Annotated in this window: 18 protein-coding genes and 1 tRNA gene; 10 read left to right on the forward strand and 9 right to left on the reverse strand. The window is 71.9% G+C overall.

All coding sequences use genetic code 11. The annotated features are described in order from the left end of the window. Positions 1 to 2: 2 nt before the first annotated feature. Both Ae150APs1_RS09150 and Ae150APs1_RS09155 read right to left on the reverse strand, forming a co-directional pair. The gene (locus Ae150APs1_RS09150) at positions 3 to 1,727 is read right to left on the reverse strand and encodes a sulfite reductase flavoprotein subunit alpha (RefSeq protein WP_083703227.1); all 1,725 of its coding nucleotides are present in this window, start codon (positions 1,725 to 1,727) and stop codon (positions 3 to 5) included. Beyond that, entirely contained in the window at positions 1,724 to 6,940 is a 5,217-nt protein-coding gene (locus Ae150APs1_RS09155; protein ID WP_212567189.1) for a glutamate synthase-related protein, read from the reverse strand. Before Ae150APs1_RS09155 ends, Ae150APs1_RS09150 begins: the two co-directional genes overlap by 4 nt. 234 nt (positions 6,941 to 7,174) lie before the next feature. Here Ae150APs1_RS09155 and Ae150APs1_RS09160 point away from each other — a divergent pair. After that, positions 7,175 to 7,251 (forward strand) — tRNA-Pro (locus tag Ae150APs1_RS09160). Between the two features lie 121 nt (positions 7,252 to 7,372). After that, on the forward strand, positions 7,373 to 7,588 hold the full coding sequence (locus Ae150APs1_RS33445; protein WP_075296929.1) for a cold shock domain-containing protein: 216 nt from the start codon (positions 7,373 to 7,375) through the stop codon (positions 7,586 to 7,588). A gap of 234 nt (positions 7,589 to 7,822) precedes the next feature. On the opposite strand, the gene Ae150APs1_RS34270 is transcribed toward Ae150APs1_RS33445, so the two are convergent. The 4 genes from Ae150APs1_RS34270 to Ae150APs1_RS09180 all read right to left on the reverse strand — a co-directional run bounded on the left by Ae150APs1_RS34270 (position 7,823) and on the right by Ae150APs1_RS09180 (position 11,161). Then, the gene (locus Ae150APs1_RS34270) at positions 7,823 to 7,954 is read right to left on the reverse strand and encodes a hypothetical protein (RefSeq protein ID WP_256385579.1); all 132 of its coding nucleotides are present in this window, start codon (positions 7,952 to 7,954) and stop codon (positions 7,823 to 7,825) included. Between the two features lie 777 nt (positions 7,955 to 8,731). Continuing rightward, on the reverse strand, positions 8,732 to 8,944 hold the full coding sequence (locus Ae150APs1_RS31095; protein WP_139316848.1) for a hypothetical protein: 213 nt from the start codon (positions 8,942 to 8,944) through the stop codon (positions 8,732 to 8,734). Between the two features lie 77 nt (positions 8,945 to 9,021). Further along, the gene (locus tag Ae150APs1_RS31100; RefSeq protein WP_139316849.1) at positions 9,022 to 9,801 is read right to left on the reverse strand and encodes a hypothetical protein; all 780 of its coding nucleotides are present in this window, start codon (positions 9,799 to 9,801) and stop codon (positions 9,022 to 9,024) included. Positions 9,802 to 10,231: 430 nt separating this feature from the next. Then, complete coding sequence (locus Ae150APs1_RS09180; protein WP_075296933.1) at positions 10,232 to 11,161, reverse strand: LysR family transcriptional regulator; 930 nt, start codon at positions 11,159 to 11,161, stop codon at positions 10,232 to 10,234. A 117-nt stretch (positions 11,162 to 11,278) separates the two neighbouring features. Between Ae150APs1_RS09180 and Ae150APs1_RS09185 the strand changes: the two genes are divergently transcribed. The 5 genes from Ae150APs1_RS09185 to Ae150APs1_RS09205 all read left to right on the forward strand — a co-directional run bounded on the left by Ae150APs1_RS09185 (position 11,279) and on the right by Ae150APs1_RS09205 (position 15,548). Then, entirely contained in the window at positions 11,279 to 11,692 is a 414-nt protein-coding gene (locus tag Ae150APs1_RS09185; RefSeq protein WP_212567190.1) for a hypothetical protein, read from the forward strand. A gap of 132 nt (positions 11,693 to 11,824) precedes the next feature. Next, positions 11,825 to 12,913: a type II CAAX endopeptidase family protein gene (locus Ae150APs1_RS09190; RefSeq protein ID WP_083680415.1), complete on the forward strand. Its 1,089-nt coding sequence runs from the start codon at positions 11,825 to 11,827 to the stop codon at positions 12,911 to 12,913. 8 nt (positions 12,914 to 12,921) lie between these two features. After that, positions 12,922 to 14,151: a histidine kinase gene (locus Ae150APs1_RS09195; RefSeq protein WP_170918066.1), complete on the forward strand. Its 1,230-nt coding sequence runs from the start codon at positions 12,922 to 12,924 to the stop codon at positions 14,149 to 14,151. Beyond that, the gene (locus Ae150APs1_RS09200) at positions 14,148 to 14,753 is read left to right on the forward strand and encodes a response regulator transcription factor (RefSeq protein WP_075296941.1); all 606 of its coding nucleotides are present in this window, start codon (positions 14,148 to 14,150) and stop codon (positions 14,751 to 14,753) included. Before Ae150APs1_RS09195 ends, Ae150APs1_RS09200 begins: the two co-directional genes overlap by 4 nt. A gap of 84 nt (positions 14,754 to 14,837) precedes the next feature. Further along, a complete protein-coding gene (locus Ae150APs1_RS09205; RefSeq protein WP_075296943.1) occupies positions 14,838 to 15,548 on the forward strand; it encodes a GAF and ANTAR domain-containing protein in 711 nt (236 codons plus the stop codon). Between the two features lie 89 nt (positions 15,549 to 15,637). Here the strand turns inward: Ae150APs1_RS09205 and Ae150APs1_RS09210 are convergent, their stop codons facing one another. Continuing rightward, positions 15,638 to 16,621: a ferritin-like domain-containing protein gene (locus Ae150APs1_RS09210; RefSeq protein WP_249266275.1), complete on the reverse strand. Its 984-nt coding sequence runs from the start codon at positions 16,619 to 16,621 to the stop codon at positions 15,638 to 15,640. A gap of 349 nt (positions 16,622 to 16,970) precedes the next feature. On the opposite strand from Ae150APs1_RS09210, the gene Ae150APs1_RS09215 reads away from it, so the two are divergent. Beyond that, the gene (locus tag Ae150APs1_RS09215; protein ID WP_075296945.1) at positions 16,971 to 17,753 is read left to right on the forward strand and encodes a hypothetical protein; all 783 of its coding nucleotides are present in this window, start codon (positions 16,971 to 16,973) and stop codon (positions 17,751 to 17,753) included. A gap of 69 nt (positions 17,754 to 17,822) precedes the next feature. Next, positions 17,823 to 18,509, forward strand: a complete 687-nt coding sequence (locus Ae150APs1_RS09220; RefSeq protein WP_075296947.1) for a class F sortase — start codon at positions 17,823 to 17,825, stop codon at positions 18,507 to 18,509. 33 nt (positions 18,510 to 18,542) lie between these two features. On the opposite strand, the gene Ae150APs1_RS09225 is transcribed toward Ae150APs1_RS09220, so the two are convergent. Continuing rightward, a complete protein-coding gene (locus Ae150APs1_RS09225; protein ID WP_075296949.1) occupies positions 18,543 to 18,899 on the reverse strand; it encodes a VOC family protein in 357 nt (118 codons plus the stop codon). Positions 18,900 to 18,970: 71 nt separating this feature from the next. On the opposite strand from Ae150APs1_RS09225, the gene Ae150APs1_RS09230 reads away from it, so the two are divergent. Next, the gene (locus Ae150APs1_RS09230; protein ID WP_075296951.1) at positions 18,971 to 19,921 is read left to right on the forward strand and encodes a phosphotransferase; all 951 of its coding nucleotides are present in this window, start codon (positions 18,971 to 18,973) and stop codon (positions 19,919 to 19,921) included. A gap of 27 nt (positions 19,922 to 19,948) precedes the next feature. Here the strand turns inward: Ae150APs1_RS09230 and Ae150APs1_RS09235 are convergent, their stop codons facing one another. Then, positions 19,949 to 20,557: a hypothetical protein gene (locus Ae150APs1_RS09235; RefSeq protein WP_075296953.1), complete on the reverse strand. Its 609-nt coding sequence runs from the start codon at positions 20,555 to 20,557 to the stop codon at positions 19,949 to 19,951. Positions 20,558 to 20,582: the final 25 nt, after the last annotated feature.

Genomic DNA, 20,582 nt, shown 5'->3' on the forward strand with positions numbered 1-20,582 from the left:
TGTCAGTACACGTCACGCAGGTAGCGCTTCTCCCGCTTGAGGTCCGCGACGAACGCCGCGGCCCCGTCGGCGTCGGTTCCGCCGTGCTCGGCGACGGCCGCGTGCAGCGCGGCGTCGACGTCGCGGGCCATCCGCGTCGCGTCCCCGCACACGTAGAGGTGCGCGCCCTGCGCCAGCCAGGCGTGCAGCCGCGCGCCGTGCTCGCGCATGCGGGTCTGGACGTAGACCTTCTCGGCCTGGTCGCGGGAGAACGCCAGGTCGAGATGGGTGAGCAGGCCGGATCCGGCCCACTCCGTCAGCTCGGTCTCGTAGAGGAAGTCGTGCTCGCGGTGCCGGTCGCCGAACAGCAGCCAGTTGCGGCCGGTGGCGCCGCGGGCCTCGCGTTCCTGGAGGAACGCACGGAACGGCGCGACGCCCGTCCCCGGGCCGACCATGATCATGTCGACGTCGTCGGCGGGCGGCCGGAACGTGGTGTTCGGTTGCAGGAAGACGCCGGTCGTGTCGCCGGTGGTGAGCCGGTCCGCGAGGTGGGTGGAGCAGACCCCGCCGGTGGCGCGGTCCCCGCAGGAGTAGCGGACGCTCGCGACCGTCAGGTGGATCCGGTCCGGTGACACGAGCGGGCTCGACGAGATCGAGTAGGCCCGGTGCTGCAGCGGGCGGAGCAGCCCGAGGAACTCCTCGACCTCGAACCGGAGCCGGGCGCGGCGCAGCAGCTCCAGCAGGTCACGGCCCCACAGGTACGCGTCGCGGGTGCCGCGGTCGCCGAGTGCGGCCCGCATCTCGTCGTCGGCGGTCCGCTCGGCCAGCACGGCGAGCAGGTCCTTCGACGGCGTCACGATCTCGTGGGCGTGGGTGAGCGCCTCGTGCAGCGGACGGTCGCCGACGGCGGTGTCACGGTCGTGGCCGAGGTGCTCGATCAGCGCCTCGACCAGCCCGGGATCGTTGGCGGGCAGCACGTTGAGCGCGTCGCCTGCGGCGTAGGTGATCCCGGAGTCGGCGAGGGCCAGCTCGTGGTGGCGGATCTCCTTGTCCGACCCGGGCCCGGACAGCCGCACACTGTGCGCGAGGACGGCGGCGAACGGGTTCCGGCGGTCCCATGTGGACTTCTCGTCCGGGGTCCGCGCGGTGGCGGACCCGGCCGCACCGCCCGCGAAGGTCTCGACCACGGCTGCCTGCCACTGCCCGGCCTGGTCCTCCCACATGACGTCGCAGTCGACGCGCTCCAGCGCCCGGGTCGCCCCGAGCGCCTCCAGCCGGGCGTCGATCAGCCGGCCCGCGGCGCAGAAGTCGTCGTAGGCGGTGTCGCCGAGCGCGCAGACGGCGAACGTCGTCGCCCCCAGCCGCGGGGCGTCGTCGGATTCGATCAGCTGCCGGAAGAGGTCGGCGTCGTCCGGCATCTCGCCGTCGCCGTAGGTGGAGCAGACGACGACCACGCGCTCCATCGCGGCGAGCGCGTCGGCGGTGACCTGGTCGAGCTCGACCGGCTCGGCCGGCGCACCGGCCGCCGTCAGCTGCCCCGCGACGGCCTCGGCGATCGACTCGGCGTTGCCGGTCTCGGTGCCGTAGAGGACGTGCACCGGCGGGTGCGCGGCGTCCGGGCCGGGCGTCGCCGGACGCGCCGCGGACCGGGCGCCCGCCAGGTAGCCGGACAGCCAGATCCGCTGCTCGGGGGTGAAGGGCGCGTCGGCCGCGATGTCCAGGCCGGTCAGGATCGGGTCGGCGGTCACGGCGTCCCCACCAGGTCCGGGGCGGCCTCGGCGGCGAACAGCTCCTCGAAGCCGGGGATGCGCCCGAGCCGTTCGGTGTTCGCCCGGTCCTGGGCGATGATCCAGCCGAACGTGCCGGGGCTGTCGGTGCCGTAGACGTCGCGGCGGGCCAGTGCCGCCTTGAGGTCGCCGACCCGCTTGTGCGACACGAGGACGGCGAGCTCGTCGTCGGGGTAGCCCGCCAGCGCCTCGCGGGCGTAGCGGGTCAGCCGGGCGCGGACGGCGTGGTCCTCGGTGAGCAGCAGGTTCCGGGCGTCCGCCCCGCGCCGCCGGGCGACGTCCTCGGCGACGGTCTGCACGGTCAGCGCGTTGAGCAGCGCGTACATCTGCTCGGTGGCGCCGTCCGGGACGATCCCGCGAGCGACCGGGACGCCGTCGCGGGCGGCGACCTTGTGCCGGCGCAGCTGGTGCGCCGCGAGCGCCTCGGCCAGCTCGTCGACCAGCTCGGCGCGGGTGCGGGCGGCGAGGATCGCGTCGGCGTCCGGGTAGAGCCGCAGCGCCCGCGGGGTCGCGACGACGACGTGCGCCCGCTCGCGCTCCCACCCGTCGAGCAGCCGGCGGGCGAGCGGCGAGCCGGTGGCGTCGTGGTGCCGGGTGAGCAGCTGCCGGACGGCGACGTCGTGGAAGCCGTCGACCGCGGCGACGTCGACCGAGTCGGTGCTGAACCGCGCGGTGCCCGCCGGGTCGTACTGGTAGAGGAACCCGCCGGACATGCCGTTGCCGAGCCCGACGCCGGACGCGCCGAGGTTCAGCACCGCGCCGCCGGTCATGTACTCGCAGCCGAAGTCGCCGACCCCCTCGACGACGGCGCTCGCCCCGGAGTTGCGGACGGCGAACCGGTCCCCCGCCTCGCCCTGCACGAACAGCCGTCCGCCGGTGGCGCCGAACAGCGCGAAGTTGCCGATCAGCACGTTGCCGCCGGGACCGGTGCCACCGCCGCCGGGCGAGCGGACGGCGATCGTCCCGCCGCAGGCGGCCTTGCCGACGCCGTCGTTCGCGGTGCCGGTGTGCTCCAGCGAGATGCCGTCGTTGCACAGCAGGCCGTAGGACTGCCCGGCGGCACCACGGGTCCGGATCCGCGCCCATGCCTCGGGGAGGAAGCGGCGGTCGCGGTCGTCGGCGAGCGCCGGGCCGGGGACCCGCTCGTGGTTCAGCATGCGTTCGACGTCGACCGACAGCCGCCCGCCCACCGAGCGGTGCCGGTTGCCGAGCTCGCCGCCGTCGACGTCCACACCGGACACCCCGGCGGCCAGCGCGGCCCGGACGCGGGCCGACCAGTCCTCGTCGTGGTCGTGGTCGGTGCCGACCCGCACCGGGTCGGCGACCTGCCCGGCGGTGACCCGGTGCAGCACCCGGCGGAGGTCGAGCCGGGCCACGATCGCCGGGTGCCGGACGAGGTGCAGCAGGTCGGAGCGGCCGCGCGCCTCGCGCAGGCTGCGCAGGCCGAGCCCGGCGAGGATCTCGCGGACCTCGTGCGCGACGTCGAGCAGGTACTGGGCCAGCGCGCGCGGGTCGCCGTCGAACGCCTCGGCGTTGGTCGTGATCCCGGCCGGGCACTTGACGTTGCAGTTCTTCGCCATGACGCAGCGCAGCATCATCAGCGCGGTCGTCCCGAACTCGAAGCCGTCGGCGCCGAGCAGTGCGGACACGACGACGTCGCCGCCGGTCTGGTGCGCGCCGGAGCACCGCACCTCGACGGCGTCGCGCAGGCCGTGCGCGGACAGCGCCTGGTGCACCTCGGCGACGCCGAGCTCGGCGGACCGGCCGGCGAACTTCAGGCTGGTGACGGCGGCGGCGCCGGTCCCGCCGGTGCTCCCGGCGACGTTGATGACGTGCGCGCCGGCCTTGGCGACGCCGACCGCGATCGTGCCGATCCCCTCCGACGACACCAGCTTGACGACGACCTTCACCCGGGCCGCGGTGCAGTCGTGGATGAGCTGGACCAGGTCCTCGATCGAGTAGGTGTCGTGGTGCGGCGGCGGGGAGACGAGCTCGACGCCCGGCGTCGCACCGCGGGCGGCGGCGATGTCGACGGTGACCTTCGGCCCGGGCAGCTGGCCGCCCTCCCCCGGCTTCGCCCCCTGCGCGATCTTGATCTCGATCTGTTCGAGCATCGGGTCGGCGAGGTAGCCCGCCCAGACGCCGAACCGGCCGGACGCGAACTGCTTGATCCGGGAGCCGCGGATCGTCCCGAACCGGGAGCGGGCCTCGCCGCCCTCGCCGCAGTTGGACAGGCCGCCGACCATGTTCGTGCCGTGCGCGACGGCCTCGTGCGCACCGGCGACGAGCGCGCCGTGGCTCATCGCGCCGGATGCGAGCACCCGGGTGACCTCGTGGGCCGGGGCGACGGTGTCGAGCGCGACCGGCTCCGGGGCCGGCACCAGCAGGTCGAGCCAGGCGCGGGCCGCACCGCGGGCGGTGCAGCGCAGCACGTTCCCCGCCTGCTGCTCGACGTCGACGTCCGTGCCGAAGCGGTCCCGCAGGTAGCGGGCGAGGGCCGCGGGGTCGCCGTCGGTCTCCAGCGTCGCGCCGTCGACGCGCAGCCCGCGGACGGCGACGCACACGTTGCCGTCGGGGTCGGCGCGGTCGAGCACCTCGGGGCCGTGGCGCAGGTCGGGCGGCAGCCCGAGCACGTCGCGCAGCGCGGACGGCCGCTGCTCCCGTTCGGCGTGCAGGGTGCACACGAAGTCCCGGTAGCCGGGGGTGATCGTGAAGTCGTCGATCTCGGCGTCGGTGAGCGCGCGCAGCCCGGTGTGGGTGTAGGCCTCGTCGTGCAGGCCGAACGCGTCGTGCAGCCCGGTGAGCGGGAGCAGCCGCAGCGACGGCTCGACCGGCGTCGCGGTCAGCCCGGTCGCCTCGTCGGTCAGGCCGGCGAAGGCGCGGACGGCGGCGACGCCGTAGGAGTGCCCGGCGCCGTCGGACCGTTCCTTGAACAACCCGAGCTGCGGGACGTCCTCGGCGCCGGTGACGGCGAGCGCGCGGGCGTGCCAGTCCGCTGTGGACCGTTCGATGGCGGCGAAGCCGACGCCGCCGACCGGCGAGTCCAGGTCGGGGAACCAGCGGCGAAGGACCGGGTCGTCGGTGTCGAGGTAGGCCGGCTCGAAGAACCGGCCGCCGACGTAGCTGCCTGCGGTGCACAGCCCGATCCGCGCCATCGTCTTGAGCAGGGACTTCTCCGCGGCCTTCCGGAACCGGTCGAACGCGGCGCCGGCGTCGGCGCCGAACCGCTCCTCGGCGCGCAGCCGCACCGCGTGCGGGTGCACGGCCGACGCCCCGAACCCCAGTACGACGGCGAGGTGGTGCGCCGAGCACACCTGCCCGGTCGCGACGACCAGCGACACCGACGGGCCGCGACCGGCCTCGGTCAGCGCGCGGTACACCGCGGCGGCGGCGAGCACCGCCGGGACCGGCGCGAGCGTGGTGCCGACGGCGCGGTCGTCGAGCAGGGCGATACCGCCGCCGTCGCGGGCGAAGGCGACGACGTCGGCGCAGAGCCGCTCGATCGCCGCCTCCAGCTCGCCGGGGGTGTGGAGCAGCGGGAACTCCGCGACCGGCACCCGGTCCTGGCCGCGCAGCCGGTCGAGGTCGCCGGCGTCCAGGACCGGCGAGCCGAGCACGATCCGGTGCGTGCCGCCGTCGCCGGGGCCGGTCGGACGGGCACCGAGCGCGATGCGCAGCGTCATCCCGTCGGCCTCGCGGATCGGGTCCAGCGGCGGGTTCGTGACCTGCGCGAACCGCTGGGTGAAGAACCGTGCGACGCCACCCTCGCGGTCGGTGAGGGCGTTGATCGCGTTGCCGTAGCCCATCGCGGAGATCCGCTCGGCGCCGCTGTCGAGCATCGGGTCCATGAGGTAGCGGAATGCCTCCTGGTCGAGGCCGTACGCGACGTAGCGCTGGTGCAGGCCCAGCGACGCGTCCGGCACGGCGACCGGCGCGGCCGCGGCCAGGCCGTCCAGCGTCGTGCGGGCCCGCTCCAGCAGGGCCGGGTAGTCGGCCCGCGCGGCGCGGCGATCCAGCGTCTGCGCGGTGTCGAAGCTGCGCTGCTCGGTGGCGCTCCACCACAGCATCCCGCCGGCCTCGATCCGGCCGCGGCGCACGACCCGGTCGGCGGGCAGGTCGAACTGGCCCGCCTCGGACGACACGGTCAGGTACTCGTCGGTCTCGCAGGTCCGCAGCGGACGCAGGCCCAGCCGGTCCAGCCGGGCGCCGATGACGTCGCCGTCGGAGAAGACGATCGCGGCCGGCCCGTCGTTGCACTCCTCCGCGAGCGAGAAGTACTCCAGCATCGCCCGCACCGGCCCGGCCATCGAGCGGTCGTTCTCCCAGGCCGGCGGCATCATCGAGACGACGGCGGCGACGAGGTCGAGCCCGTCCTCGGCGACGCGGCCGTGCAGCGTCTGGTCGAACCGCGCGCTGTCGGACTGTCCCGGCGGCCGGACGATGCGACGGCCGCGGGCCCGGGCCAGCGCGTCGTCGGCGATCCGGTTCTTGCGGTCGGTGTTGAGCTCGCCGTTGTGCGCGATCAGCCGGAACGGCTGCGCCATCGTCGGGTGCGGGTCGGTGTTGGTGGAGAAGCGGGTGTGGAAGTAGAGGCTCCGGACCTCGTGCGCCGGGTCGCGCAGGTCGGTGAACCAGCGCAGCACCTCCCACGAGTTCAACCGTCCCTTGAGGACCTGGGTGCGGGTGGACAGGCTCAGCGGGTACAGGCCCGCGAGGTCCGGCTCGGTGTACGCCGTCACCTCGACGCCGAGCAGGCAGCGGTGCGTCAGCCGCTCCGGCTCGGCTGCGTCCGCGGGCACCGTGAAGATCCACTGCCGGATCGGGAGCTGCGCGGCGACCGCCGCCGGACGCAGGGCGGACGGGTCGGTCGGGACGTCCCGGACAGCGAGGACCGTGCAGCCGTCGTCCTCCAGCACCCTCGTGACCAGCTTCTCCGCCGCCGCGGCCCGGTCGGGGTCGGCGGGGAGGAAGAAGTTGCCGACGCCGAACCGGCCCGGCTCCAGCTCGCGTCCGGCGAGCGCGGAGAAGAACCGGACCGAGAGATCGACCGAGACGCCGCCACCGTCGCCGACGCCCTCCGCGGACATGCCGCCGCGGTGCGGGACCGCGCACAGGGCACGATGGGCGTGGACGAGGACGTCGTGGGTCTGCACCCCGTCCTTCCGGACGATCAACCCGACACCGCAGCTGCTGTGCTCTGCGGCCGGGTCGTGCAGCCCCGTGGGGCAGGACGGCGATCTCAAGCGGCGCTCCTCCATGATTTAGGAAAGGCTTACCTTAGGAATGCGGTCGCGGGTCGATCAACGGCTCAGCGCTGTCACGCGGGACACACCGCCCTGCACCTGGCACGCGCGGCGGGGGTGACGTCGCCGCGGTGCAACGACGGGGCGGGGCTAGACTGCGCGGGACGGGGTGTGGCGCAGCTTGGTAGCGCACTCGCTTTGGGAGCGAGGGGCCGTGGGTTCAAATCCCGCCACCCCGACCACATCCGACCTGCGAAAACAGGTCGGTGCTACATCGCCCGAAGATCGAGATGTAGCAGTTGCTGCAGCAGTGGCTCCCTCAACCGCGTGGACCGTGGCGACCTGACCTGCTCTGATCGACGCATGGCAACCGGTGTCGTGAAGTTCTACAAGGCCGAGAAGGGCTGGGGCGCGATCAGCAGCCCGGAGCTGCCCGACGGCCTCGACGCCTTCGTTCACTTCAGCGCCATCGAGGCCGAGGGCTACAAGGCGTTCGAGCAGGGCGACCAGGTCGAGTTCGACCACGAACCGGCCCAGGACAGCTTCCGGTTCCGCGCGACGCGCGCACGACGCCTCTGACATCTAGCTCATCCCGCTCCCACTCGATCGCATCGAGCGCCTGGCCTATCTCGTCCATGTCGGTGTGGGCGTAGATCGTCACGGTCACGTCGACGTCGGCGTGCCGGGCGATGGCCTGCACCACGTGCGGCGGCGCCCCGAGCGACAGCAGCAAACTGACGACGGTGTGCCGCAGGTCGTGCAGCCGAACTACAGGAAGGCCGGCGCGGACACGGAGCTCGTCGAAGTCGCGTTTCAGCGCGCGCGGTTCGACCGGTCGGCGGGAAGCCCCTTCCCGACGGAGTACTCCGGCGTCTTGACCCGCACGAGCTTGGCGACGTTGCGCAGGACCAGCTCTGCTGCACCGGAGGCCGGTGCGCGTCCCACTCGTTCATGGCCGGGATGCGGGAGAAGTGCCTATGCTTCGCCAATCAGAGCGGACGTCGGCAGCGCCGAGCCGGTCGAGGCGCTTCTAGCCGAGGCAATCAGACAACGAACCGACGCCATGCCGAGCACGCGCCAGATCGACGCACATCTTCACGATCCAACGTCCGCAGATTCGCCGTCGTCACCGTTCTGCCTCCGCGCCCGCTCAGGATTGTAGCGAATCCCATGAAGCAGCTAAGGCCGCTTACACGGGTTCGCGATCGGAGGTGATTTCACCCCGAAGCGCTCGTGTCGCACACCGTTGTCGTCTACGATCAGGAAGTTGGCCTCAGATGTGTAAGTCGCCTTCGAGCAGGGTTCCGCGGCAACCGAGTTCATGTAGTTGACATTCTCACCATTTGCCGGAGGACCCACAATTTGCCACTGATTTGGTGGGTTTTCAGACGGTCGATAGAGGAACGACTCCACTCCTAGATATCGCTGCGGCGTGGCGCACTTAATGCGCATATCCGCGCTTACGTTTCCGCCGGAGTGAACGGAGCCGTGAGGATGGTCAAAGAGGATCTCGCAGTCGCCAATCTTTTCGCCAGCGCGAGCTTCCGCCGGCGAGATGGCCAGCAAGACGGTTGCCGCAATCGCAGTGACCGAGGTGCATGCAAGAAGACGCCATATGCGCACAAGTGCCACCTTCCGTTTGGACGTGACAATCTAAGCATAAGGCATTGGCGAGACCCCAGGAAGTCAACCCGTACGAGCGAATCCACTTGAGGGGCGTCTTCATTCAACGTACGATTCGGTTAGAAATACGTGTCCACCTTCGACTGCGAGGCTGGTGTTCGTCGCCCGGTCGGTCAGACCCGTGTTTGCGACGCCGCCCTGCACCGGATCCTCGTCGGCCACATGCGATTTCACCAGCCGACGATCGCCTACGTCGAGCGCCGTACTCACGAAGACCGCGCGACGAAGGAGATCCTGCGCTGTCTCAGGCACCACCTGATCCGCGAAATCTATCGAATTCTGGTGACCCCACAAAGGAACCGAAACTGCTTCTCGCCACCGCTTGACAACTATCGGAGCATCAACTCGGTCTCCCCTGGCAGGGCGAGCCACGCTGTAGATTCTGCGTCCCAGCCGGTGAGCTCGGCCAGACCGACCGCAGTCTCGACCCGAAAATTCTGTGCCCTCGCCAGCCCACACGCCGCAAGCGTCACAGCAGCGCAGTCGCGACTCAACTCCTTCCAGTCGACTGCTGCGCGATCGGACGAAATCTCGCGAGGGTACCTCTCGACTAGCTCAACATAATCAGCTACATCGCGTATTATGTGCACATATCTGTCGACCTTGACATCAAATCTCACCTCAACCAAGGGCCTCTTGAGTTGCGCGAACTCGCTGCGCTCTGACCGCTCCCACGCACTCTGCCCGTTCGGCAGGAACGAGGACGTCCAGAATGCGCCCACAGGCTTGTCCGCGGCGAGTTGACTCTCAGATGGGTTCGAGATCCTAGGACGAGTGAGCCTTCCGCGGTCGGTGAACGCCGACTGTGGAGACTCCAGATTAGAACCAGCGAGCCAGCCCAAGTCTAGGCGCTGATTAAGCACATCAGCGATTTTATCGAGATTAATATCGGAGCGTTCCGTGAAATTCTCGACCGAGTGTTGGTGTGCAGCCCCAAAGACGATGTCCCAGTATAGGTCGCTATCCGATCTATCTGCGGGGTTCAAGCCGAATGATTGCAGAGATTCGGCAGTTTGCAGTAAGACTGGCCCCCACACTCTAGCGTTTTCCATCGAGCTCCTCTGAAAGTCAAGTAGGTCGAATACTAGCAAGCCCAGGCGCAGCTGCACCAGCGGACAGGGACCCGTGTGATCGGCGATGGTTGCATTGTCGCAGGCAATCTTGCAGTGGGAAAGGAGCGTCGGTATTCGTAGAGGCAGTACGAGCGCGTCGGAACGCGTCCGCCGAGCGGCCTCATGGAGGCCGCCGAGCGCCTCGAGCCGAGATCGAGACGCCTATTCTCACGCCTCGTCGCATAACCTTGAAGTCAGGATCGGCGGATCCAGGGGTTTGGTCGCAAGGCGCTGCACGCGGGAAGGTACCCGAGCTGTTCGGCAACGCCGCAAGTGGGCGACTGGGCCGCCGAGTTCGGCCGTGAACGACGGACACAGATCAATTCCTTGAGCACGGTCTCATGACAATACGTGAGCGGCCCGCGGCCTCGACATGAGCACGCTTGCTGCCGACGCCACGACAGCAGGTCGTGTTCCGGCCTCGGGATCAGCCGCCGCCGGCAGTGCGGCGGCGCAGGGCGGTGCTCACGTCGGGGCAGTGCTCGGCGGTCACGTCGAGGAATGCACCGACCGTGGGTGAGTCGTCGTCGGTGCGCGTCACGAGGCAGAGATCAGGCAGCCGCAGTGCGGGCCGGATCTCGACGACGGCGGTCTCCGGCCGGCAGAGCGCGCGGGCGCACGACGGCAGCAATCCGATCCCGACCCCACACGCGACCAGGCCGGTGATCGTGTGGATGTCGCGGGCACTGGTCGTGGGGTGGATGGGGTCGCGCCCGTCGAGCACGGCGTCGAGATGCTCGACGGTCGCCGGCTCCTCGCTCCCTGTGGTCGTCACCAGGGGCTCCCCACGAAGCTGATCGACGGTGACCGCCGGCTGTGAGGCGAACGGGTGGGACCGGTGGCACAGGGCGACGAGTTGATCGTGCCCGACCGGTACCGAGGTCAGGGTCTCGGCGCCCCGGCCACGAGGAGCGCCCCGCAAGACCGCCACGTCGACCATCCCGGCCAGCAGCGCCGCAGTGCTGTGCGTGCTGGCGAGCTCCGTGCACTCGAGGCCGATCGCCGGGTGCGTCCCCCGGAACCGGGCGAGCAGCGAGGGCAGCAACTGGACGAGCGCCGACCCCACGAACGCCAGGCGCAGCGTCCCTCGGTGCCCCCGTGCAGCGCGACGGGCGTCGTCGGCGCCACGGTCGACCTGTGCGAGCACCCGGCGTGCGTTGGCGGTCCACACCTCGCCGGCAGCGGTCGGGAACACACCGTCGGAGGTCCGGTCGAACAGTGAGGTGCCCAGCTCCTGCTCGAGCGCGGCGAGCCGGCGCGACAGCGTGGGCTGTGTGATGCCGAGGGAACGTGCGGCTCGCCCGAAGTGCCGGTGCTCGGCCAGCGCCAGGGCGTAGCGCAGCTGGCGCAGTTCCACCGGCCGAGGGTATCGCGATGCGCCGTCGGCCCCGGGCGAGGCGGTCGCACACGAGGGCCGGCCGCCGATGCGCGGGCCGTATCGGTCGGGGTCCGATCGCGCATCGGGGAGCTGCCCGTGACGGGGAACCGGTGGCATGTCTGCATGACCGTTCTGAAGACCTACGCACGCGTGTTCGTCGACGACATCCCTGCCGCTCTGGTGCCGCTGGAGCAGGTCTACGGCCGACCTGCCGACCTGCGATTCGCATTCGACGGCGCCGAACTGGCAGCGGTGGGCGACGTGCTGCTCATCGCCGGGAGTCCCGACAGCTACCGCAGTGGTATCGGCCCCCTCGTGGTCGACGACGTCGATGCGACAGTGTCCATGCTGGTCGACAGCGGCGCCGACGTCGTGAGTGAGTTCGTCGCCGAGACCGGACGCGGCGCCTACGTCCACCACGCGGGAGTCACCGTCGAGTACCTGCAGTGGAACGACGACATCCTGTCCCGGGTACTCGGCGACCGAGCCACGGACGATCCGACCGGGTGATCAGGCAGGGCCTGCCCCGCCGGGCGGGAGGCCGAGGCATGACAGACGTCATGTCCCGACCGTGCATTCCACCGGGAAACTCATGATCGATGGCACGCGGTCACGGGCGTGGCCCGGCCTAGCGTCGTGACCATGATCCCCGACGAGCCTCGCTCCGGAGCCACGCAGCCCATCCCGTGGGCCGGCGCCCGCGGCCCTGCCCGACGCGGCGCGGCGGCCCCACCGCCGGGGTGGGACCGGTCGTCGCACCGACGGGGCCCCACGGCCCCCGGCGCCGACCGGCCCCCGCCCGGAGTGGAGTACCACCGGGTGCTGGCCGGGGAGAAGCGTCGTATCGGGCGCGGAGTCCTCGCGATCGTGCTCCTGCTCGCCGGACTGGTCGTCTTCCCGACCGTCATCGGTCGGGCTGCGGCGATCATCGACGTCCGGCTGGGCAACACCCCGCCGATCCTGCCCGGCGGTACCGACTACACACCCCTCTACAACGCCGCCAGCATGTTCTCGCTGGCCCTGCTGATCCCCTGGAGCATGTGCATCCAGCGATGGCTCTACGGAGTACGCGGCGCCTCGCTGCACTCGGTGGTGTCCCGCTTCCGGTTCGACGTGTTCGGACGGGCACTGCTGGTCTTCGGCCCGGTGCTGGTGTTCGTCCACGTGATCGGCGTGCTGTTCACCCCGGCTCAGGAGACCGGCTGGTCACAGGCCGATCTGGTCGGCGTCCTGCTGGGGGTCCTGCTGCTGACACCGCTGCAGGCCGCCGGGGAGGAGTACGGCGTGCGCGGGCTGATGTTCCGGGTCCTCGGGAGCTGGGCACGCGGTGCCCGGGCCGGGCTCGTCGTCGGGGTCCTGGTCTCCGCCGTGCTGTTCACCGCGCTGCACGGTTCGAGCGATCCGTACATCATCCTCTGGTACCTGGTGTGGTGGTCCGGGCTGGCCCTGATCACATGGCGCACCGGTGGGCTCGAGGTCGCGGTCGTGGTGCACGCACTGATCAACACGGTGAGTCTGGCCATGGCCCCCCTCATGCGTGCCGATCTCGCCGCCGAGCTGGGTGACCGGTCGGCCGGAGCTGTGAACGCCTATCAGCTGGTACCGACACTCACGGTCGTGGCGATCACCGCAGCCGTCTGGTGGTGCACCCGCCACAGCGGCCCTGCCCGGACCCCCGGTCCTCGCCCGATCGGCTCGTCGACCCCGCCGGGACCGGTGCCTGCGAGATGATGTGGGCCATGGACGACCGCCCCCTCCCGGCGGCGCACAAGTTCGAGACCTTCGTGCGCTGGTCGACCTACAGCGCGGTCGCGCTGCCCGTCGCGACGTTCCTCGGCAGCGCCCTGGTGGTGCGTGGCCCGATCGCCGCGGAACCGCTGCTCCAAGCCGGCGTCCTCACCGTCGCGCTCGTGCTGGCCGCCGGCAACGTCGTCGTGGCCCGGTGGAGCATCGACACCGTCACCGCGGCCCGGCGGCGGCCGGCCCGGCGCGAACTCGCGGTCGCTGTGGGGTGGTTGACGACCCTGGCGGTCTTCGTCGTCGTGACCCCGCTGGCCCCGTTGCCGGGGATACAGCTCACGGTCGTGGCAGGGATCGCCTCGGCCGCCGCGAGCGTCGTCCCCGCACTCGGGGTGGGCCGCACGGTGCTGCTCAACGCGGCCGTCGTGGTGGTCACCATCCTCGTCGTCGGGTTCGCGGACATCCCTGCGCTGATCGCGGGCCTGGTCGTGCTCAGCTGGGCATTGTGGGCCTGCTGGTCGAACGCCTGGATGCTGCGTGTCCTGAGGGAGCTGCAGGCCGCCCACGCCGACCGCGCCGCACTCGCACTGGCCGAGCAGCGGCTGGGGATCTCCCGCGATCTGCACGACGTCCTCGGGCGGACCCTGGCCACCATCGCGGTGAAGAGCGCTCTGGCCGGCGAGCTCCTCGCCCGCGAGCGCGCCGAGCGGGCCGGGCAGGAGCTCGCTGCCATCCGCGGCATCGCCGAGGAGGCGGGCACCACCGTGCGCCGCGTCGTGCGCGGCGAGCACCACACCAGCTGGGACGACGAGATCGCCGGGGCACGGTCGCTGCTCGCCTCCGCCGGCATCGCCTGCACCGTCGCCGGCGTCCCGGTCCCTCCCGAGTGCACCCGGGCCTTCGGTCTGGTGGTCCGCGAAGCCGTCACCAACCTGCTGCGCCACTCCCAGGCCACCCAGGTCACGATCAGCACCACCCGCGGCGACGGGACGCTGCAGCTCACCGTCACCAACGACGGCGTCACCGCCCGCCGCACCGACGGGACCGGGAGTGGCCTGACCGCGCTGTCAGACCGGCTCGGCGCGCTCGGTGGCCGGCTCGGCTCGCGAGTCGACGGTGGCTGGTTCGTCGTCGATGCCACCGTCCCTGCCCCCGAGCGCCGGCCCGTCGCCCACACGTCTCCCGCCTCGAACGCCGACCGTGCTGCATCGGAGGAGGAGTCCGCATGACGCGCCTGCTCGTCGCCGACGACGAACACCTCATCCGCGACGCCATCATCGGGCTCCTCGACCTCGAGGACGACTTCGACATCGTGGGCCGCGCGGCCTCCGGAGACGAGGCACTGGCCACCGCGCTGGCGCTCCGGCCCGACGTCGCGATGCTCGACCTGCAGCTGCCCGGCCCCGACGGCATCGAGGTGGCACGCCGCCTCGCCACGCAGCTGCCGCAGTGCCGCTGCATCATCGTGACCTCGCACGCCCGGCCCGGATATCTGAAGGCCGCGCTGGCCGCCGGCGTGTGCGGGTTCCTGCCCAAGACCACGTCCTCGCACACACTCGCCGAGGTCGTACGCACGGTCGCCGGCGGGGGGCGCTACGTCGATCCGGAGCTGGCCGCTGAGGCGATCAGCGCCGGCGACTCCCCGCTGACCCCGCGCGAGTCCGACGTCCTCGCCCTGGCCCGCGACGGGGCACCCATCGACGAGATCGCCCGGAGGGTGTCGCTGTCACCGGGCACCGTCCGCAACCACCTCGCCGCGGTCATCACCAAACTCGGGACCACCAACCGGCACGAGGCCGTCCAGGCCGCCGCCCGCCGCGGCTGGATCTAGGGGCCCACCACACCCTGACCAGTTTCCGACGATCCTCAGGAGGCGGACAGAACCGGACACCCCGGGTCGACCGAAGAACCTGCAATGGAGCCTGCGAGCAGCCACGACGTCGCCGTGGCCGCGGTCGCCCTGGCCGGGACGGACGCGCGGGACCCTTCCGACGCGCTCCTCGAACTGGTCGGGTCCGCTGCCCCGCTCCTCGGCGTCACGGCGGGTGCCGCGCTCATCTCGGACGGCGCGGTCCACGGTGTCGCCTCGGCCGGGTCGGATCGGGCACGTGCGGTGGTCTCCGTGGGGTTCGGCCAGGGCCCCGGAGGAGAGTGCGCCCGCAGCGGGCGACCGATCCTGTGCGACGACCTGCCCCGCGAGCGGCCCCGGTGGCTGGCGTTCGTCGCGAAGGCGGCCGCGGCCGGCGTCACCGGCGCGTGGGCGGTCCCGATCCACCACACACCCGGCACCACGCTCGGAGCACTGCTCCTGCTCGGACACCGTCGGACGACGCCGGACCTCCACACCGCAGAGCTTCTCGCCGGTGCCGTGGCATCCGCCCTCACCCACGCGCACGAACTCGACAGCGTCGACCGGGAACGGCGCCAGCTCCGCTCCGCCCTGCGGAGCAGGATCCCGATCGAGCAGGCCAAGGGCGCCCTCGCGGCACAGGCCGGTGTCGACGTCGACACGGCCTTCCAGCTCATGCGCACTCACGAGCGCCGCCACGGGCTCTCGCTGACGGACGTCGCCGCGGCGGTCATGAGCCGCGAGATCGACCCGGCGATGCTCACCGCCGATCAGTAGGTTCCGCCCCTCCGTGCCGCACAGAGGTGAGCGCCGCCGTCCGGGCAGGTCCGGGACGGCGACGCTCACGTGACGTACAGCCGGGTGCGTCAGCCGTTGGCGTCGCTGGTGTTGACCTCGCCGTTCACACCGGCCGGGAAGAAGCCGCCGGAGCCGACCGCGTCCGGGTTGAGGTAGGCGATGTTGAGCACCTGGCCCGGGGTCCGGGAGAAGGCGATGGAGTTCTCGTCGGCCGGCACGATGTTGGCGCTGCCGTTGCGGTCCACGATGCCCTGGTCGAGATCGGACGGCCCGTCGAGCGAGTCGCGGGCGTCGGAGATCTTCCCGACCGCGTCGGCGGCGCCGCCCTGGAGGAGCAGGGTGCGGACCAGGCCGGCGTGGTAGGCCTCGACGGCGAGGATGCCGGCCGCCGCCTCCAGGAAGGTCTTGTTCGACACCAGCGGCGCGGTGCCCTTGTAGGCGGTCACGCCGACGTCCTCGAAGATGAAGGCGCCGAGCAGGAAGCTCGTCTCGTCCTTGAACGGGTCGAACGTCTCGCCCGGCCCGATCACTCCCGCCGCCGTCGCCGCCGCGGTGAAGGCGTCCTGGAGGTCGATCTCCGGGCGGGCGACCTTCGCATCGCCGAGCGCGGTGCGCAGGAAGTCGACGTGCGCCTTCTCGTCCTGGGCGATCTCCTCGGCGTACTGGCGGCCGATCTTGGTCTCGAACGGGACCTTGTACCCGCCGGTGACCCGGCCGAGCTCGCCCCGGCCGTCGGCCTGGGAGTCGGCGAGTCCCTCGCCGGTCACCGCGCGCAGGTAGAACTCCGCCTCGAGGTACTCGAGGTTGAGGGCGAAGTTGAGCACGGCGGCGTCCGACACAGCGGACTCGTCCTCGCTGCCCCTGCCACCGAGGATGCCGTCGAGGAGCCCGCCTTCACCGGCGGAGGCGACGCCGCTGCCGAGGACGCCCAGGCCGGCCACTCCGGCGCCGGTCAGGCCGGCTGCGCGGAGGAAGCGCCGGCGGTCCATGCCGTTCTCGGCGCTGCGATCGATCGAGTCGTGCAGGAACTTCTTGGTGAAACCGTGGAACACGAGGCCTCCTCGTGCCGGCCCGACGGGGAGGGCGACCGGGTCCGGGGTCGCCGCGAGGTGGTCGGGCGGGGAGCAGGTGCCGGAACAGCACCCTCGATCGCCACAACGACGCGCCGTGGCACCGGGTTACGCCCGATCCGATCCTCTCGACGCCGCACACGATGCCCACCGGAACACCCCGAGCGTCGTCACTCTCCGCACAACTCGCCACTCTCCGTATTACTCGCCAGGTTCGTGGAAATCGTCCGAACCGGGCACGGGCCCGATGTCGAAGAACGAGGGAAAGGTCGCGGGAACCGCCCGTGGACCGGTGCCGGAGGAGAATCCGATGTTGCGTTCCGTTCGACGCTTGGCGACCTTGACCGCCATCGGGGTGGTCGCTGCGGCGGCGACCGTGGTGGGTGCCGGCGCGGCTTCCGCGCAGGAGCAGCCGCCGCCGATCGCGATGATCTCGAACCTGACCGGCAAGTCCACCTCGGTGAAGCTCGACAGCGGCTTCACCGGCGCACTGGAGTCGCTCGGCGTCACCCCGGCCCCGTTCGGCGACGCCTCGATCGCCGACGGCTCCGCGTCGTTCCCGATCACCGGCGGCAACGTCTCGGTCTACAAGCCCGAGGAGGTGCTGCCCTACGTCCAGGGGCGCATCGAGCACCAGGGCAGCGGCCTGACCCTGACCAAGGGCGACACCGAGGTCACGCTGGACAACTTCGTGATCGACCCAGACGACCCGGCCGTCCTGACCGGCCGGGTCCGCGCCGGCGGCCAGACCGTCGCCGAGTCGACCACGCTGTTCGACCTCAACGGCTCGACCCTGAAGCCGATCACGATGGACGAGGCCGCGGGCACCGCGACGCTGACCGGCACCACCGTCACCCTGAACTCCGGCGCCGCCGAGGCGCTGAACGGCGCCTTCTCGACCGACGCGCTGAAGGGCGGCACCGTCATCGGCATCGCGACGATCGTGGTGAACACGACGAGCGGTGAGATGCCGATGCCGCAGGGTGGCGTGGAGACCGGTGGGGGCAGCACGTCCGGCACCGACACCGGCCTGCTCGCGGCCGGCGCGGTGCTCCTGGCCGGGTCCGCGACCATCGCGGTCGCGGTCCGGCGCCGGTCCGGCTCGCAGGGCTGACCTACCCGGAAGTCCGGTGCCCCGGCAGCCGGGGCACCGGACTCCCCGTCCCGACCGATCGGAGCCGTCATGCCTCCCGCACCGTCACGGCGCCGCCCGACCGCCCTGCTCGTCGCGGCCGTGCTCGCCGTCGCGGGGGCCGTACTGGTCGTCGTGGCCGCGCTCGGTGGCGGTCCGCCCGCCCCGGCGGCCGAGACCGGCCCGCGGGACTCCGGTGCCGTCGGCGCCGCCGGCGCCGTCCCGGCCGACGCCCGGCCGGCCGGCCGGCCGGCCGGTGCGGTCCTCCCACCGTCCCCTCCGGCGTCGATCTCGATCCCGGCGATCGGGGTGGAGTCCGTCGTCAACGAGGTCGGCCTCGCCCCGGACGGCACCCTCGAGGTGCCACAGCCAGGACCGCTGTACGACCAGGCAGCCTGGTACCGCGGTTCCGCGGCGCCGGGTTTCCGCGGCCCGTCCGTCATTCTCGGACACGTCGACTCGGCAGCGGAGGGTCCGTCGGTCTTCTACGATCTGGGACGGATCAAGCCCGGTCAGGAAATCGTCGTGAAACGCGACGACGGAATTGCCGCCACATTCCGGGTCGACGACGTCCGGTCGTTCCCGAAGGACGCCTTTCCGTCACAGAGCGTGTACGGCGCGACCGACCGTGCCAAGCTCCGGCTGATCACCTGCAGCGGCTCGTTCGCCGAGGACACCGGCAGCTACCGGGACAACACGATCGTCTTCGCGCACCTGGTCGGCAGCGCGGGCCCGTGACCCCGGACGCGCGGTCCGGCAGCGGCGGGAGCCTCAGTCGTTCCGTGGCTCCAGCAGGCAGAACTCGTGGCCGTCCGGATCCCTGAGGACGATCCACTCCGCCTCCGGCGGCTGCCCGACGTCCACCCGCTCCGCCCCGCGCTCGACCAGGCGCTGCGCCGTCGCGTCCTGGTCCTCCGCGTAGAGGTCCAGGTGGAGCCGGTTCTTCTCCGCCTTCGGCTCGGCGGTGAGCACGAAGAAGAGGCCGGTCCCGGTCCCGTCCGGCGAGCGGACCTCGACGCCGGCCGAGGACTCCGAGACGACGTCCCACCCCAGGGTCTCCGCCCACCACCGCGCGGACGCGGAGGGGTCGCCGACCTCGATGGTCAGTGCCTCCCAGGTCACCTTCACGCCGGGCCACGCTACCGGTGCACATCGGACGGCGCCGCGAGCGACGACGCCGACGATGGAACGATCACCCCGTGACCGACTTCGCGACCGCGGACGACCTCGCCCGCCGCACGTCCGCCGCCGTCGCCGCCGCCGTCGGAGCGGGCCGCGGGCTGGGGCTCGCCGTCGACGGTGCGACGGTGCTGCACGACCTGTTCTCCGTCGTCGTCCGGCTGGATCCCGCACCGGTCGTCGTCCGTGTCCCCGTCGTGCTGCCGGACCCGGCGGACCTCGGGGCCGTGGCGCGCCGGCAGCGCTCGGAGCTGGGGGTGACGGCGTGGCTCGACGCGCAGGGTGTCCCGGTGATCCCGCCGAGCCCGCTCGTCCCGCGCGAACCGGTGCAGCGTGGTGGGTTCTCGATGACGTTCTGGCAGTTCGTCGAGGAGGAGCGCGGCGGCGAGCCGGACTACGTCGCGAACGCGGAGAGCGTCCCGGCCCTGCACGCCGCGATGCGCGACTACCCGGAGCCGCTGTCGTTCCTGTCCGCTGCCGAGCCGTGGTTCGTCACCGAGGCGCTCGACCGGCTCGGCAGCCGTCCCGATCTCCTGCCGGCCGCCGACCTGGAGCGGGCGCGCCGGGAGTGGGCCGTCCTGGAGCCGGCGGTCGGCTCGCGGGCGGTGTTCGAGGAGCGGTTCCCCGGGATCGGGCTGCAGCCGATCCACGGGGACTGCCCGCCCGCCAACGTGTTCGCCGGCGTCGAGGGGATGCGGTACGCCGACTTCGAGCTGGTGACCCTCGGTCCGGTCGAGTGGGACATGGCCGCACTCGGACCGGCCCTCGAGGAGGCCTACGACCGGGGCGCGCACCGCGCCGGCGTCCGCACGCTGGACCGCGACGTGCTGGCGTTCGTGAACGCCGTGGGCATGCTGCGGGCGCTCACGACGCTCGCGCTGGTACCGCAGCTGCCGGTGCTGGCCGAGTACCTCGCCCCCGCCGTCGACCAGTGGCGGGCGACGCCGTTCGCCGGCGGACCGCCGTCCTGAGGGCGGGCACGGGAACGACACCTCGGACTACCGGCGACCCCGCACCATCCGGACGGCGGTCCAGGCCGCCGCGGCCACGAGCAGCCCCAGCAGCGCCCACGCCACGATCTCCTGCACCGACACGATCCGCGCCGCCGCCTCCGACCCCGCGGCCAGCAGCGTGCCGAGCGTGAACGTCACCGACGACCACGCCGCCGCCACCGGCACGCTGACCAGTAGGAACCGCGGGTACCCCAGGACGTGTCCAGCCAGCCTGGGCACCAGTGTCCGGGCAACCGCGAACCACTGTCCGACCGCGACGGCCACCGCGGGCCGGGACTCGGCGAGCCGGAGGACCCGGCGGGCGGGTGTCGGGACCCGGGCGTCGTCGTGCAGCGTCCGGACGCCCGCCCGGCGGGCCCGCCAGTAGCCGAGGCTGGGCCCCGCGACCGACGCGGTCACGGCGGCGACGGCCGCGGCGGGCACCGGCACCGTGCCGGTACCGGCCAGCACGCCGAGCCCGACGGTCACGCTGATCCCGGGGAGCACGACGCCGACGAGCAGCCCCGCCTCGGCGACCAGGACGAGCGCCGCCACCAGCAGCACCCCGGAGCCGAGCGTCCCGGCGACGGCGGACAGGGCGTCCGGGACGGTCACGGCGCCGACCCTATCGACGCGCGTG

Origin of the sequence: Pseudonocardia sp. Ae150A_Ps1 (assembly GCF_001932315.1) — a bacterium.
Classification (GTDB): domain Bacteria; phylum Actinomycetota; class Actinomycetes; order Mycobacteriales; family Pseudonocardiaceae; genus Pseudonocardia.